This window comes from Roseivirga sp. YIW32 (assembly GCF_057219245.1).
This window is the reverse complement of the sequence record NZ_JBXVVG010000001.1, coordinates 119,319-133,907: the sequence shown is the minus strand read 5'-3', so window position 1 is coordinate 133,907 and position 14,589 is coordinate 119,319. Positions and strand designations below refer to the sequence as shown.

Below are 14,589 nucleotides of genomic sequence, written 5' to 3'. Positions count from 1 at the left end.
AATATCGATAAATAAAAGGCTGGTAAACTTACCAGCTCGCTTTTGTTACGCCAGGGATTTTTCCTGCTGACGCCATTTCTCTGAAAGTCACCCTAGAGATACCAAACTTTCTCATGTATCCTTTAGGTCTACCCGTTAGCTTGCATCTGTTGTGCAATCGTACTGGAGATGAGTTTCTTGGTAATTTATCCAAGCCAACATAATCACCTTCAGCTTTTAACTGAGCTCTTTTTTCAGCGTAGCGCGCTACTAGCCTTTGTCTTTTTCTTTCTCTTGCTTTTACTGCTTCTCTAGCCATTGCAATTAATTTTTCTTGCCTGAAGCGAAAGGCATACCCAACGCTTTTAGCAATTCATAACTTTCTTCATCTGAATTAGCCGTGGTCACAAAAGTGATGTCCATTCCAGAGATCTTATTTACCTTATCGATAGAGATCTCAGGGAAGATGATCTGCTCCTTGACACCCAATGTATAGTTACCACGTCCGTCAAAGCCTTTGTCCTTCACACCTCTAAAATCTCTTACTCGAGGAAGTGCAATGTTCAACAGCCTGTCCATGAACTCATACATTTTGTCACCTCGCAAGGTCACTCGTGCACCAATTGGCATTCCTTCTCTCAACTTAAAGTTTGAGATCGAATTCTTAGCAATTGTAGCCACCGCCTTCTGACCAGTGATCGTAGACAATTCCTCTACTCCTACATCGATCAATTTCTTGTCGGCAACTGCAGCACCAATACCTTTATTCACCACTACTTTGGTGACCTTAGGCACTTGCATAACTGATGTGTACTCGAACTTCTCTTTCAAAGCAGGTACTACATCGTTGATGTACATATCTTTTAATCTCGGATTAGCCATTTTTGATTACCTCCCCAGATTTTTTAGCGTAACGAACTAATTTTCCATTCTCGTCGGCTTTTCTTCCGACTCTGGTTGCTTCACCTGTAGAAGGATCTACCACCATAAGGTTTGAAATGTGGATCGAAGCCTCTGTCTTCTCAATACCACCATTTGGATTGGTTGCCGATGGCTTCGTGTGCTTAGACACTACATTGACACCCTCTACAATGGCTCTGTATTTCGCAGGAAATACTTCCAATACTTTACCAGATTTCCCTTTTGAGTTTCCAGAGATCACTTTGACAGTGTCTCCTTTTCTGATATAAAGCTTCGCTTTATTTTCTTGCACTTTCATATTTACAATACTTCAGGAGCCAATGAAACAATTTTCATGAATTGCTTTTCACGCAATTCTCTCGCCACAGGACCAAACATACGAGTACCTCTTGGTTCGTCGTTTTGGTTCAGCAATACCGCTGCGTTGTCTTCGAATCTAATGTAAGAGCCATCTTTTCTTCTTACTTCTTTCTTGGTTCGAACGATAACAGCTTTTGACACTGTACCTTTCTTCAAGCTTGAAGAAGAATGAGCAGACTTGACAGTTACAACGATCTTATCGCCTACTGATGCGTACTTTTTCTTTGTACCACCTAACACTCTGATGACCAAAACTTCTTTGGCACCACTGTTGTCAGCAACATTTAATCTACTTTCTTGTCTGATCATGATTACTTCGCTCTTTCAATAACTTCTACTAGTCTCCAGCGCTTATTCTTGCTCAGCGGACGAGTTTCCATGATTTTCACAGTATCACCGATACCGCAATCATTGTTTTCGTCATGAGCCGCAAATTTGGTAGTCTTCTTCACGAACTTACCATAGATAGGGTGCTTTTCCTTTCGTTCAACTTTCACGGTAATGGATTTATCCATTTTGTTACTCGTTACTACACCCACTCTCTCTTTTCTAAGATTTCTGGTCTCCATGATATTTTTATTTAGCCAGTTCTTTTGCCCTTAATTCAGTCTGCAATCTGGCAATCATTTTCTTTGACTGTCGGATCTTCATCGGATTCTCGATAGGAGAAATCGCATGTGCAAAATTCAACTTGTTCAAGTTGTCTTGCTCAGCCTTAAGCTTTTCGTTCAACTCTTCTAATGAGAGTGCTTTGATCTCTGAGTTTTTCATATCTATCCAATGTAATCTCTGCGTACAACAAATTTTGTAGAGATCGGAAGCTTCTGTTCTGCAAGTCTCAATGACTCCTTCGCAAGCTCCATGTCTACACCTGAAGATTCAAAAAGGATTGTACCCGGCTTGACAACGGCCACCCAGTAATCTGGTGCACCCTTACCTTTACCCATCCTTACTTCTGCAGGCTTTTTTGTGATCGGTTTGTCAGGGAAGATCCTGATCCAAACCTGACCTTGTCGCTTCATAGCCCTGGTCATTGCAATACGAGCCGCCTCAATTTGACGACTTGTGATCCAACCTGGCTCTAATGCCTTGATGCCGAATGTACCGAAAGATAAAGTGTGGCCTCGCTGCGCGATTCCCTTCACTCTGCCCTTCTGCATCTTTCTAAACTTAGTTCTCTTTGGCTGTAACATCTTTTCTTCTTTTTAAAAGGCGATTACTTCTTGTTTCTACGGTTAGGTCTTCTACCACCTCCACCACGGTTACCCATGCTGTTGTTAGAAGCGCCTACGTTAGGAGAAAGATCTCTTTTACCGTAAACCTCACCTTTGAAGATCCATACTTTAATTCCGATTTTGCCATAAACCGTATCTGCTTCAGAAATGGCATAGTCGATATCAGCTCTCAATGTGTGCAAAGGAATTCTACCTTCTTTGTACATTTCGGTACGTGCCATTTCAGCACCACCTAATCTACCTGAACACTTGATCTTGATACCCTCTGCGCCTACTCTAATAGCAGAAGCGATGGCTTGCTTCATGGCTCTTCTATAAGAAATCCTTGCCTGAAGCTGTTGTGCTATTGATTCACCGACAAGCTTGGCATCTAATTCAGGACGCTTGATCTCAAAAATATTGATTTGCACATCCTTGCTTGTAAGCTTTTTCAATTCCTCTTTAATACGATCAACTTCCTGACCTCCTTTACCGATCACAACACCCGGACGAGCGGTGTGTACAGTTATGGTGATTCTTTTGATTGTTCGCTCGATAATTATTTTTGAGATCCCGCCTTTAGGTATTCTGGCATTGATGTATTTTCTGATCTCTTGGTCTTCGACCAATGCACTAGAAAAATCTTTTCCACCGTACCAGTTAGAGTCCCAGCCTCTTACGATACCTAATCTTAGACCTACAGGGTTAACTTTCTGTCCCATGTCTTAATTATCGTTTTCGTTAGTTTCTACTTCTGTTTCGTCAGCGGTAACTTCTGACCCACCGTTTTTTGCATCGATGATCATGGTTACATGATTAGATCTCTTACGGATCCTGTGAGCTCTACCTTGTGGTGCAGGTCTTAATCGCTTAAGCATTCTGCCACCATCAACGCGAATCTCCTTTACATAGAGTTCAGCCTCTTCAAGACGCTCGTCCTCGTTCTTTGCTTGCCAGTTGGCAATTGCAGACAACAAAAGTTTCTCTAGTCTCGCGGCACCTTCTTTTGACTCGAACTTCAAAATATTCAACGCCTTATTTACTTGCTCGCCTCTGATCATATCAGCGACCATTCGCATTTTACGAGCTGAAGTAGGAACGTTATTTAATTTAGCTACTGCTTCCATGATTATCTTTTCTTGTCCTTTTTAGCGATGTGACCTCTAAAATTTCTTGTTGGAGCAAATTCTCCAAACTTATGACCTACCATGTTCTCAGTGACGAATACAGGGATGAACTTATTCCCGTTGTGTACTGCGAAGGTATGTCCAACGAAATCAGGAGAAATCATTGATCTTCTAGACCACGTCTTAATCACAGATTTTTTACCAGACTCATTCATGGCGTCTACCTTGTTCTCAAGTCTGAAATCGATGTATGGTCCTTTCTTTAATGAACGTGCCATGCCTTATTTTTTCTTTTTACCAATGATTAGTCTATTCGAATATTTCTTAGGCGTTCTGGTTTTCTGCCCTTTCGCATACAAACCATTTCTTGAACGCGGGTGACCTCCAGAAGATCTACCTTCACCACCACCCATTGGGTGATCGACCGGGTTCATTGCAACACCTCTTACTCTTGGTCTTCTTCCTAACCATCTATTTCTTCCGGCCTTGCCAAGCTTCACATTCATGTGTTCAGCATTACCAACAGAACCGATAGTGGCCATACAAGTCACCAAAATATTTCTCTGCTCACCTGAAGCCAAACGCACGGTTGCGTACTTACCATCACGTGCCACTAGCTGTACATAAGTACCAGCACTTCTTGCTATAGCACCACCTTTACCAGGCTGGAACTCAACATTGTGAACGATCGTACCCAATGGGATCTTAGCAAGTGGTAATGCATTTCCTACTTCAGGAGCAACATTCTCACCTGAGATCACCGTTTGACCTACCTGAATACCTTCAGGAGCAATAATGTATCTCTTTTCACCATCAGCATAGTACAATAAGGCAACTCTTGCCGAGCGGGTGGGATCATATTCTACAGACTTCACTGTTGCCGGAACATCGAATTTGTTACGCTTGAAGTCTACAATTCTGATCTTTCTTTTGTGACCACCACCGATGTAGCGCATGGTCATTTTTCCAGTATTGTTACGACCACCAGATCGCTTTGCTGTCACCACTAACGACTTCTCAGGAGAAGAAGCAGTAACGTCAGCAAAATCAGGAGCAAGTCTGTTCCTGGTTCCTGGAGTCATTGGTCTTAGTTTCTTAACGCCCATTTTTATTCAATTATATTCCGCTGTAGAAGTCGATTACATCTCCTTCTGCAACAGTGACGATTGCTTTTTTATATCCGTTAGATCTACCAGAAATTACTCTAGATTTTGTATACCTAGATTTCAATTTTCCAGCATATCGCATTGTGTTCACATCTTCTACTGTGACACCATACATGTCTTCTACTGCCTTTTTGATTTCAACTTTGTTGGCATTCTTGTCAACAATGAAACCGTATTTCCCTGATTCATTCAGGTTAGACACTTTTTCCGTTACTAAAGGTTTTTTCAAAATGCTCATCTTGCTCTTACTTTAGAAGGTTTTCAATTTTCTCGATAGAACTCTCACTAAGTACCAAGCTATCTGCATTCAACACATCGTATGTGTTCAAAGAATCTGCCGTAGTAACTTTAGCATTTTGTAAGTTTCTGCCTGAAAGTGTCACGTTCTTGTCATGGTTAGCCAAAACAAAGAGTGTTTTCTTGTCGGCAGCAGCAATATTATTCAAGAGGCTAATGAATTCTTTCGTCTTTGGAGCTTCGAACGTGAAGTCTTCCAAAATGACTACTGATTTATCTTGCACCTTGTAGGTCAATGCTGACTTACGCGCCAATTGCTTCAACTTTTTGTTAAGTTTGAAACTGTAATCTCTTGGCTTAGGACCGAATACACGACCTCCACCTCTGAAAACAGGCGACTTAATGCTACCGGCACGTGCTGTACCTGTACCTTTTTGCTTTTTGATCTTTTTCGTAGATCCAGCGATCTCAGCTCTTTCTTTCGACTTGTGCGTTCCCTGGCGTTGGTTTGCTAGGAATTGCTTCACGTCTAAGTAGATCGCATGATCGTTAGGCTCGATACCGAAGATGTCTTCTGAAAGATTAACTTTTCTTCCAGTTTCCTCACCACTGTTTTTTAATACTGCAATCTCCATCTTCTTATTTCTCTAGAACTACGATTGAATTTTTAGCACCAGGGATAGATCCGCTGACAACGATCAGGTTCTTTTCAGGAACCACTTTCAATACTTCTAGGTTGATCACCTTTGTGCGATCGTTACCCATTCTTCCAGCCATACGTGTTCCTTTGAACACTCGAGCAGGATATGAAGCACCACCAATAGAACCAGGAGCTCTCATTCTATTGTGCTGACCGTGAGTCGCCTGACCTACACCACCAAAGTTGTGTCTTTTCACAACCCCTTGGAAACCCTTACCTTTAGAGGTTCCAATGGCATCTACGAAGTCACCCTCTTTGAAAACATCAGCTACGTTGATCTCATTGCCCAACGCGATCTGACCTTCAAATTCCTCACGGAAATTTCGGAACTCGACTACATTCTTCTTAGGAGTAGTACCGGCTTTCTTAAAGTGTCCTTTCAGCGCAGCAGGCGTATTCTTTTCTTTACGCTCGCCATACGCTAATTGAACAGCCTTGTAACCGTCTGATTCCTCATCTTTTACTTGCGTGATCACGCAAGGACCAGCCTGTATTACCGTGCATGCGACATTACGTCCATCGGCACCAAATACGCTAGTCATTCCGATTTTTTTTCCGATTATTCCAGACATTCTTTTAACTGTTTTAAACACTGCAAACACAGTGCTCCCGCAAAACGGATTGCAAAGATAGAAATTTAATTTTTTGTTACCAACAGGCTTGTCAATATTTCCGAAACAATTTCAATACGCAATTCGTAGTGCCGATTTGATTACTAAAGGGCATAAAAAAGAGGCTGATCTTACCGAAAAGCCTCTTTCAATTTATTTAAAAAGGTCTTAAACCTTAATCTCTACATCTACGCCAGAAGGCAATTCCAACTTCATCAAAGCATCTACTGTTTTAGCGCTTGATGAGTAGATATCAACCAATCTTTTGTATGTACAAAGTTGAAATTGCTCACGTGCTTTTTTGTTCACGTGTGGTGATTTCAAAACTGTAAATTTCTCCTTTACTGTTGGAAGTGGAATAGGACCACTAACAATAGCTCCAGTAGTTTTTACTGCTCTCACAATTTTCTCTGATGACTTATCCACCAGGTTGTGATCGTATGACTTTAATTTGATTCTAATTTTCTGTGTCATCTTCTTATCAATTTACAGCTTACAGGCCTTTGCTCGTTTTAATTACTTCTTCTGCAATGTTATTTGGCACGATGTCGTAATGAGAGAATGTCAATGAGGCAGTTGCTCTACCTGAAGACATGGTTCTCAAATCAGTCACATAACCAAATAGCTCAGAAAGTGGAACATCAGCTTTCACAACGGTAGAAGTACCTTTGGTATCCATACCTTTCATGATACCTCTTCTTCTATTCAAATCTCCCGTGATAGAACCTGTATATTCGTCTGGTGTAACTACATCCACAGCCATAATAGGCTCCATTAATTTTGGTGTAGCTTGTTTAGCTGCTGCCTTGAAACCAAGTCTAGCCGCCATCTCAAAAGAAAGTGCATCTGAATCCACATCGTGGAATGATCCGTGATACAACCTTACTTTCATGTTTTCTACCGGATAGCCAGCCAAAGGACCGTTGCTCATCGCAGCTTTAAACCCTTTCTCGATCGCTGGGATAAATTCTTTAGGAATCACACCACCAACAATATTATTAACAAACTGCAATCCTTCTTGCTCAAAGTCTTGATCCTTTGGAGAAAGCTCAAACACGATATCGGCGAATTTACCTTTACCACCTGATTGCTTTTTGTATACTTCTTTGTGCTCAACGCTTGAGTTGATCGACTCTTTGTAGGCCACCTGAGGTGCACCCTGATTGACTTCCACCTTGAACTCTCTCTTCAAACGATCCATGATGATGTCCAGGTGAAGCTCACCCATACCTCTCAAGATTGTCTGACCCGTTTCCTCATCGGTGTTTACTGTCAATGTTGGATCTTCTTCGATCAACTTAGCGATCGCCATACCCAATTTATCAACGTCTGCCTGAGTTTTTGGCTCAATGGCATAACCGATTACCGGCTCTGGGAAGATCATCGACTCAAGAACGATCTTGTTCTTTTCGTCACACAATGTATCTCCTGTTTTGATGTCTTTGAAACCCACTACAGCCGCAATGTCTCCACAATGCAATTGATCAATTGCATTTTGTTTGTTTGCGTGCATTTGGAAGACTCTAGAAATACGTTCTTTCTTATTTGTTCTCGTGTTAAAGACATATGAACCTGCGTCCAACAATCCAGAATACGATCTCACAAAACACAAACGGCCTACAAATGGGTCAGTAGCAATTTTAAATGCCAATGCCGCGAAAGGACCATTTGGATCTGGAGTTCTCGTGATTTTTTCTTCTGTATCAGGATCAGTTCCTGTGATCGTGTCTCTGTCCAACGGTGAAGGCAATAGCTCCATCACATAGTTGAGCATTGACTGCACACCTTTATTCTTGAATGCAGAACCACACAACATCGGTACAAAGTCCAAGTTAATGGTCGCTTGTCTCAAGGCAGCTAAGATCTCATCTTTCGTGATCGACTCAGAATCCTCAAAGAATTTCTCCATCAAGGTATCGTCGTATTCAGCAATCGCTTCGAGCAAGTACTCTCTGTACTCTGCTACTTCGTCCACCATGTCAGCAGGAATTTCAACTTCTTCATAGGTCATCCCCATGTCGTCTTCATTCCAAACGATGGCTTTGTTTTCCACTAAGTCAACAACTCCTTTGAATTTCTCTTCTGCGCCGATAGGCAATTGAAGAGGAACTGCTTTAGTTCCCAACATTTCCTTCACTTGCTTACACACGTTCAAGAAGTCGGCACCAGCACGGTCCATTTTGTTCACAAAACCAAGACGAGCTACATTGTAGTTGTCAGCCAATCTCCAGTTGGTTTCCGATTGTGGTTCAACACCATCAACCGCAGAGAACAAGAATACCAATCCGTCCAATACACGCAAAGACCTGTTTACCTCAACGGTAAAGTCCACGTGACCCGGAGTATCAATAATGTTGATGTGGTATTGATTGTCTTTGTAAGGCCAGAATACAGTAGTTGCAGCAGAAGTGATCGTAATCCCTCTTTCCTGCTCTTGCTCCATCCAGTCCATTGTTGCAGCACCATCGTGTACCTCACCAATCTTGTGTGAAACACCAGTATAGTATAGGATACGCTCGGTAGTGGTTGTCTTACCCGCATCAATGTGCGCTGCAATTCCAATATTTCGAGTAAATTTTAAATCTCTTGCCATTTTAGTTTAGGAATTAAAATCTAAAGTGTGAAAATGCTTTGTTTGCTTCGGCCATTCTATGAGTGTCCTCTTTCTTCTTAACCGCTGCGCCTTCACCTTTTGAGGCTGCGATGATCTCGCCGGCTAGTCTTTCCATCATGGTTTTTTCACCACGCTTTCTAGCGAACATGATCATCCATTTGATGCCGAGTGAAGTTTTTCTGTTTGGTCTTACCTCAGTAGGCACTTGAAAAGTGGCTCCACCCACTCTTCTACTCTTCACTTCGACAGATGGCATGATATTACTCAATGCTTTCTTCCAAGTTTCAAGACCATTCTCACCAGTACGCTTTTCAACCAGCGCAATTGCATCGTAAAAGATGCTGTAGGCAATACTCTTCTTACCATCGACCATTAGGTAGTTCACAAACTTTGTGACCAAAGTATCTTGGAACTTCGGATCGGGAAGAATATATCTCTTCTTTGGTTTAGCTTTTCTCATTACTTAATTAATTGTCTATTTCTTGTCTTTAGGTCTTTTCGCACCGTATTTCGATCTTCTTTGTAGACGACCATTCACCCCTGCAGTATCTAGTGCACCACGGATGATGTGGTATCTAACACCAGGAAGGTCTTTTACTCTTCCTCCTCTGATCAATACAATTGAGTGCTCTTGAAGGTTATGACCTTCACCTGGGATATAAGCGTTCACTTCTTTACCATTTGTCAACCTTACCCTTGCTACTTTTCTCATAGCCGAGTTAGGCTTCTTTGGTGTAGTTGTGTAAACCCTTGTACAAACCCCTCTTCGTTGAGGACAGCTATCTAAAGCAGGAGACTTCGATTTAGAAGTCAGCTTTTTTCTGCCCTTTCTTACTAGTTGTTGTATAGTAGGCATTTACAGTTTTTTAGATTTTAATTTTCCTAGTTAAAATTTTGGACTGCAAAGGTAATGAAAGGAATCTTAAGAACAAACAGCTCAAAGTAAATTAAATAGAGCATAAAAAAGCCACTCTTATGCAAAGAGTGGCTTCTTATTCATTGCCTTATCGGCTAAGCTTCTCCGACGGTACCGCCGAAATTCATAGGGAATTTTGGTGGCGCATCAGCTTGCTTAATTTGACCGAAATTACTTTCGTACTTCTCGATGTTGTCCTTCAACGCATATAGCAATCTCTTGGCATGTTCAGGAGTGATCACAATTCTCGACTTCACTTTTGCCTTGGGCACGCCCGGCATCATTTTAATGAAATCGATCACAAACTCCGAGTTTGAATGTGCGATCATCGCAAGGTTGACATACTCCCCTTCGGCTACTTCTTCCGAAAGCTCAATGTTCAACTGGTTATTTTGCTTTTTCTCCTTCTCTTCAGCCATCTATCTATGCTTCTACGTTTTCCTCAGAAGATTCCGTTTGATAAGCTTCTTTCGCAGCCATCAACTCTTCATACTCTGCTTTATTTCCTACGATCAAGTCGTTATACTCTCTCATGCCTGTACCTGCAGGGATCAAGTGACCTACGATCACATTCTCCTTCAGTCCCATCAAGGTATCTTCCTTGCCTCTGATCGAAGCTTCGCTCAATACCTTGGTAGTTTCCTGGAATGAGGCAGCAGACAAGAAGCTATCGGTACCCAAAGAAGCTTGGGTGATACCCAATAACTTTGGTTTCGATACTGCTGGTTGTGCATCTCTGACCTCAACCAACTTCAAGTCTTTCCTTTTCAACGTAGAGTTTTCATCTCTCAATTCACGTGGTGTTACGATCTGACCAGGTTTCATGTTCTCTGAATCACCTGACTCAGAAACCACCTTCATGTCTAAGATCTTATCGTTTTCTTCTCTGAAGACGAATTTATCTACCACTTCACCTTTCAAGAATTGTGTATCACCCGAATCCATGATCTCTACTTTCTGCATCATTTGCTTCACGATCACTTCGATGTGCTTATCATTGATCTTCACACCTTGTAGTCGATACACCTCTTGGATCTCATTCACCAAGTATTCCTGTACAGCAGTAGGACCTTGGATATTCAAAATGTCGTTTGGTGTTGTTGCACCATCTGACAACTGATACCCAGCTCTTACAAAGTCATTGTCTTGTACCAAAATGTGCTTAGACAACGGCACCATGTATTTCTTCTTCACGCCATCTTTCGATTCGATGAAGATCTCACGGTTACCACGTTTGATACCTCCGTAAGTCACCACACCATCGATCTCAGACACAACTGCTGGATTTGACGGGTTACGAGCCTCAAACAACTCCGTAACACGTGGCAGACCCCCAGTAATATCTCTTGATTTACCCATGGTTCTTGGAATCTTCGCGATCGGCTGACCTACTTTGATCTTATCACCTTCATTTACTGATAAGTGAGCGCCTACCGGAATATTGTATGCTTTCGAACCCTCTTTGTATGTTACTACGATCGCAGGGTTTTTGGTCTTATCCTTTGTATCGGTGATCACCTTTTCTCTGTGTCCTGTTTGCTCATCGAATTCCTCTTTGAACGTAACACCTTCTTCCACCGCATCAAACGATACAGCACCGTCGAATTCGGAAAGAATTACAGCATTATACGGATCCCACTTACACAGTTGTTGGCCTTTCTCCACTTTCTCACCATTCTTGACGGTAAGGATAGCACCATAAGGTACGTGGTTCGAGATCAACACTTTTTTCGATTTAGGGTCAACGATCTGGATCTCTCCTGTTCTACCCATCACCACATTGATCTTATTGCCTTCATCGTCTGTTGTTGGCAACTCTCTCAATTCTTCGAACTCGATCACACCGGCGAACTTCGCATTGATCATTGCATCAACCGCAATGTTCGAAGCAGTACCCCCAACGTGGAAGGTTCTCAAGGTCAACTGAGTACCTGGCTCACCGATCGATTGTGCTGCAATAACACCAACTGATTCACCTTTTTGTGCCATGTTGTTCGTAGACAAGTTTCTACCGTAACACTTCGCACATACTCCTTTTTTCGTTTCACAAGTCAATACAGACCTGATCTCTACTTCCTCTATGGCCGTCTCATCAATTCTGTTGGCTACCTCTTCGGTGATTTCTTCACCGGCAGCAAGAATTAACTCGTCGTTCAATGGATCTATGATGTCATGAACAGATACTCTGCCCAGAATTCTCTCAGATAGTGGTTCAACGATATCTTCATTGTCTTTCAATGCCGATACAGTCAAGCCTCTTAGGGTACCACAATCAGGTTCATTGACCACACAATCTTGTGCTACATCAACCAAACGTCTTGTCAAGTAACCCGCATCCGCCGTTTTCAATGCGGTATCAGCAAGGCCTTTACGCGCACCGTGCGTTGAAATGAAGTACTCGAGTACATCCAATCCTTCTTTAAAGTTAGATAGAATTGGGTTTTCGATGATCGCCCCAACAGAACCGGCCAGGTTCTTTTGTGGCTTAGCCATCAATCCTCTCATTCCACCCAGCTGACGGATCTGTTCTCTAGAACCCCTAGCACCGGAGTGCATCATCATAAAGATGGCATTGAATCCTTGTTGATCCTCTTCCATCTCCTGCATCAACCCATTGGTCAAACGCGTGTTCACCCTTGTCCAGATGTCAATTACCTGATTGTAACGTTCGTTATCAGTGATGAGACCCATCAAGTAGTTTTGCCATACAGCATCCACTTCTTTCTTCGCCTCTTCGATCAAGCCGTCTTTGTTATCTGGAATATTGATATCATCAAGTCCCATAGACAAACCGCCTGAATAGGCCATTTGGAAACCTAATTCTTTGATATCATCCAAGAACTTCGCTGTTTTCGCGATACCACAGATATCTACAACTCTTGCGATGATCTTTTGAAGCTTCTTCTTCGTCAATAGTTCATTCACGAAACCTACTTCTTCCGGCACTTTCTCATTGAATAGCACACGACCAGCAACAGTTTCGATCAAACGATCAACCAACTCACCATTCTCACGAACTTTCGTTCTTACGTGAATGTATGTGTGTAGCGAGATCTTCCCTTCATTCAAGGCGATGATCACCTCTTCAGCTGAGTAGAATCGCATTCCCTCGCCCGGCATTTTGTGCTCTTCCGTAGACTTGCGTCCCTTCGTCACATAATAAAGACCCAATACCATATCCTGAGAAGGTACCGCAATTGGAGCTCCATTCGCTGGGTTCAAAATATTGTGAGAAGAAAGCATCAACATGGAAGCCTCCAATACCGCTTCATGACCTAGAGGTACGTGTACCGCCATTTGGTCACCATCAAAGTCAGCGTTAAAGGCCGTACATACCAATGGGTGTAACTGAATTGCTTTGCCCTCGATAAGCTTTGGTTGGAATGCCTGAATACCCAATCGGTGCAATGTTGGAGCTCGGTTCAATAGGACAGGATGTCCTTTCAACACGTTCTCCAAAATATCCCAAACAACTGGATCTTTTCTATCGACAATTTTCTTAGCAGACTTTACTGTCTTTACAATCCCTCTTTCGATCAGTTTCCTGATGATGAAAGGCTTGTACAGCTCCGCTGCCATATTTTTTGGTAATCCACATTCGTGGAGTTTCAATTCAGGACCTACAACGATCACTGAACGACCAGAATAATCTACCCTTTTACCTAACAAGTTCTGACGGAAACGACCCTGCTTACCTTTCAGCATATCACTCAAAGATTTCAACGCACGGTTACCGTCCGATCTTACGGCATTTACTTTTCTTGAATTATCGAATAAGGAATCGACTGCTTCTTGAAGCATACGCTTCTCGTTTCTCAAGATAACCTCAGGCGCTTTGATATCGATCAATCGCTTCAAACGGTTGTTTCTAATGATCACACGTCTGTACAAGTCATTCAAGTCAGAAGTAGCGAATCGACCACCATCCAATGGCACCAATGGTCTCAATTCCGGTGGAATGACCGGAACCATTTTGATGATCATCCACTCTGGCTTATTCTCGATCCTTGTTTTGGCATCTCTAAAGGCCTCAACAACTTTCAGACGCTTCAGCGCTTCCGCTTTACGTTGTTGCGAGGTATCTGTTGCCGCCTGATGACGAAGTGCATAAGACATTTCGTCCAGGTTCAATCGAGATAGAAGCATCTCAAGACCTTCTGCACCCATTTTGGCGATGAACTTTTGAGGGTCATCGTCATCGAGCATTTGATTCTCTCTTGGCAACTTATCGAGGATATCGAGGTATTCGTCTTCCGTAAGGAAATCCATGTACGCAATACCTTCTTCTTCCTTGATACCCGGCTGGACCACTACATATCTTTCATAGTAAATGATCTGATCGAGTTTTTTGGTTGGTAACCCCAAGAGGTAACCGATCTTATTTGGCAACGACTTGAAGTACCAGATATGTGCTACAGGAACCACAAGCTCAATATGCCCCATGCGCTCTCGACGTACCTTCTTTTCGGTTACCTCTACTCCGCATCGGTCACAGATAATACCTTTATACCTGATTCGCTTGTATTTCCCACAATGACATTCCCAATCCTTAACAGGTCCGAATATTCTTTCGCAGAATAACCCGCCCATTTCAGGCTTGTAAGTCCTATAGTTAATGGTTTCCGGTTGTGTTACCTCTCCATGAGAAGACTCAAGGATTGATTCCGGTGAAGCCAGACTAATGGTGACTTTGTTGAAGTCATTGTTAAGTTTTCTATTCTTTTTAAATGCCATAGCTTTTTTG

At 42.4% G+C, this 14,589-nt stretch carries 20 protein-coding genes; all 20 read right to left on the bottom strand.

Annotation, left to right across the window (positions count from 1 at the left end; translation table 11 throughout):
* Nucleotides 1-28 precede the first annotated feature (28 nt).
* The 20 genes from rpsN to rpoC all read right to left on the bottom strand — a co-directional run bounded on the left by rpsN (nucleotide 29) and on the right by rpoC (nucleotide 14,579).
* A complete protein-coding gene (rpsN, locus tag AC2D6U_RS00675) occupies nucleotides 29-298 on the bottom strand; it encodes a 30S ribosomal protein S14 (protein ID WP_484719006.1) in 270 nt (89 codons plus the stop codon).
* Between the two features lie 5 nt (nucleotides 299-303).
* On the bottom strand, nucleotides 304-861 hold the full coding sequence (rplE, locus tag AC2D6U_RS00670; protein WP_484719005.1) for a 50S ribosomal protein L5: 558 nt from the start codon (nucleotides 859-861) through the stop codon (nucleotides 304-306).
* Nucleotides 854-1,198 (bottom strand): 50S ribosomal protein L24, encoded by a 345-nt coding sequence (rplX, locus tag AC2D6U_RS00665; protein ID WP_484719004.1) that lies wholly within the window; start codon nucleotides 1,196-1,198, stop codon nucleotides 854-856. The genes rplE and rplX overlap by 8 nt, the downstream gene beginning before the upstream one ends.
* Before the next feature lie 2 nt (nucleotides 1,199-1,200).
* A complete protein-coding gene (gene rplN / locus AC2D6U_RS00660; RefSeq protein WP_484719003.1) occupies nucleotides 1,201-1,569 on the bottom strand; it encodes a 50S ribosomal protein L14 in 369 nt (122 codons plus the stop codon).
* Nucleotides 1,570-1,571: 2 nt separating this feature from the next.
* Nucleotides 1,572-1,829 (bottom strand): 30S ribosomal protein S17, encoded by a 258-nt coding sequence (gene rpsQ / locus AC2D6U_RS00655; RefSeq protein WP_484719002.1) that lies wholly within the window; start codon nucleotides 1,827-1,829, stop codon nucleotides 1,572-1,574.
* Nucleotides 1,830-1,836: 7 nt separating this feature from the next.
* A complete protein-coding gene (rpmC, locus tag AC2D6U_RS00650) occupies nucleotides 1,837-2,031 on the bottom strand; it encodes a 50S ribosomal protein L29 (RefSeq protein ID WP_484719001.1) in 195 nt (64 codons plus the stop codon).
* A gap of 2 nt (nucleotides 2,032-2,033) precedes the next feature.
* Complete coding sequence (rplP, locus tag AC2D6U_RS00645; protein ID WP_484719000.1) at nucleotides 2,034-2,453, bottom strand: 50S ribosomal protein L16; 420 nt, start codon at nucleotides 2,451-2,453, stop codon at nucleotides 2,034-2,036.
* Nucleotides 2,454-2,476: 23 nt separating this feature from the next.
* Nucleotides 2,477-3,196: a 30S ribosomal protein S3 gene (rpsC, locus tag AC2D6U_RS00640; RefSeq protein WP_484718999.1), complete on the bottom strand. Its 720-nt coding sequence runs from the start codon at nucleotides 3,194-3,196 to the stop codon at nucleotides 2,477-2,479.
* A gap of 3 nt (nucleotides 3,197-3,199) precedes the next feature.
* Nucleotides 3,200-3,601 (bottom strand): 50S ribosomal protein L22, encoded by a 402-nt coding sequence (gene rplV, locus AC2D6U_RS00635; RefSeq protein WP_484718998.1) that lies wholly within the window; start codon nucleotides 3,599-3,601, stop codon nucleotides 3,200-3,202.
* A 2-nt stretch (nucleotides 3,602-3,603) separates the two neighbouring features.
* The gene (gene rpsS, locus AC2D6U_RS00630; protein ID WP_484718997.1) at nucleotides 3,604-3,879 is read right to left on the bottom strand and encodes a 30S ribosomal protein S19; all 276 of its coding nucleotides are present in this window, start codon (nucleotides 3,877-3,879) and stop codon (nucleotides 3,604-3,606) included.
* 3 nt (nucleotides 3,880-3,882) lie between these two features.
* Nucleotides 3,883-4,707, bottom strand: a complete 825-nt coding sequence (gene rplB, locus AC2D6U_RS00625; protein ID WP_484718996.1) for a 50S ribosomal protein L2 — start codon at nucleotides 4,705-4,707, stop codon at nucleotides 3,883-3,885.
* 10 nt (nucleotides 4,708-4,717) lie between these two features.
* The gene (rplW, locus tag AC2D6U_RS00620; protein ID WP_484718995.1) at nucleotides 4,718-5,005 is read right to left on the bottom strand and encodes a 50S ribosomal protein L23; all 288 of its coding nucleotides are present in this window, start codon (nucleotides 5,003-5,005) and stop codon (nucleotides 4,718-4,720) included.
* 7 nt (nucleotides 5,006-5,012) lie between these two features.
* The gene (gene rplD, locus AC2D6U_RS00615; RefSeq protein ID WP_484718994.1) at nucleotides 5,013-5,639 is read right to left on the bottom strand and encodes a 50S ribosomal protein L4; all 627 of its coding nucleotides are present in this window, start codon (nucleotides 5,637-5,639) and stop codon (nucleotides 5,013-5,015) included.
* 4 nt (nucleotides 5,640-5,643) lie between these two features.
* Nucleotides 5,644-6,276, bottom strand: a complete 633-nt coding sequence (gene rplC / locus AC2D6U_RS00610; protein WP_484718993.1) for a 50S ribosomal protein L3 — start codon at nucleotides 6,274-6,276, stop codon at nucleotides 5,644-5,646.
* A 207-nt stretch (nucleotides 6,277-6,483) separates the two neighbouring features.
* Nucleotides 6,484-6,789, bottom strand: coding sequence for a 30S ribosomal protein S10 (rpsJ, locus tag AC2D6U_RS00605; protein WP_053222934.1), 306 nt, complete (start codon nucleotides 6,787-6,789; stop codon nucleotides 6,484-6,486).
* A 19-nt stretch (nucleotides 6,790-6,808) separates the two neighbouring features.
* Nucleotides 6,809-8,908, bottom strand: a complete 2,100-nt coding sequence (fusA, locus tag AC2D6U_RS00600) for an elongation factor G (RefSeq protein ID WP_484718992.1) — start codon at nucleotides 8,906-8,908, stop codon at nucleotides 6,809-6,811.
* Nucleotides 8,909-8,921: 13 nt separating this feature from the next.
* Nucleotides 8,922-9,389: a 30S ribosomal protein S7 gene (gene rpsG, locus AC2D6U_RS00595; protein WP_484718991.1), complete on the bottom strand. Its 468-nt coding sequence runs from the start codon at nucleotides 9,387-9,389 to the stop codon at nucleotides 8,922-8,924.
* A 15-nt stretch (nucleotides 9,390-9,404) separates the two neighbouring features.
* On the bottom strand, nucleotides 9,405-9,785 hold the full coding sequence (gene rpsL, locus AC2D6U_RS00590) for a 30S ribosomal protein S12 (RefSeq protein ID WP_068221218.1): 381 nt from the start codon (nucleotides 9,783-9,785) through the stop codon (nucleotides 9,405-9,407).
* 155 nt (nucleotides 9,786-9,940) lie between these two features.
* Nucleotides 9,941-10,264, bottom strand: coding sequence for a DUF3467 domain-containing protein (locus AC2D6U_RS00585; RefSeq protein ID WP_484718990.1), 324 nt, complete (start codon nucleotides 10,262-10,264; stop codon nucleotides 9,941-9,943).
* Nucleotides 10,265-10,268: 4 nt separating this feature from the next.
* Entirely contained in the window at nucleotides 10,269-14,579 is a 4,311-nt protein-coding gene (gene rpoC / locus AC2D6U_RS00580; protein ID WP_484718989.1) for a DNA-directed RNA polymerase subunit beta', read from the bottom strand.
* Nucleotides 14,580-14,589 lie beyond the last annotated feature (10 nt).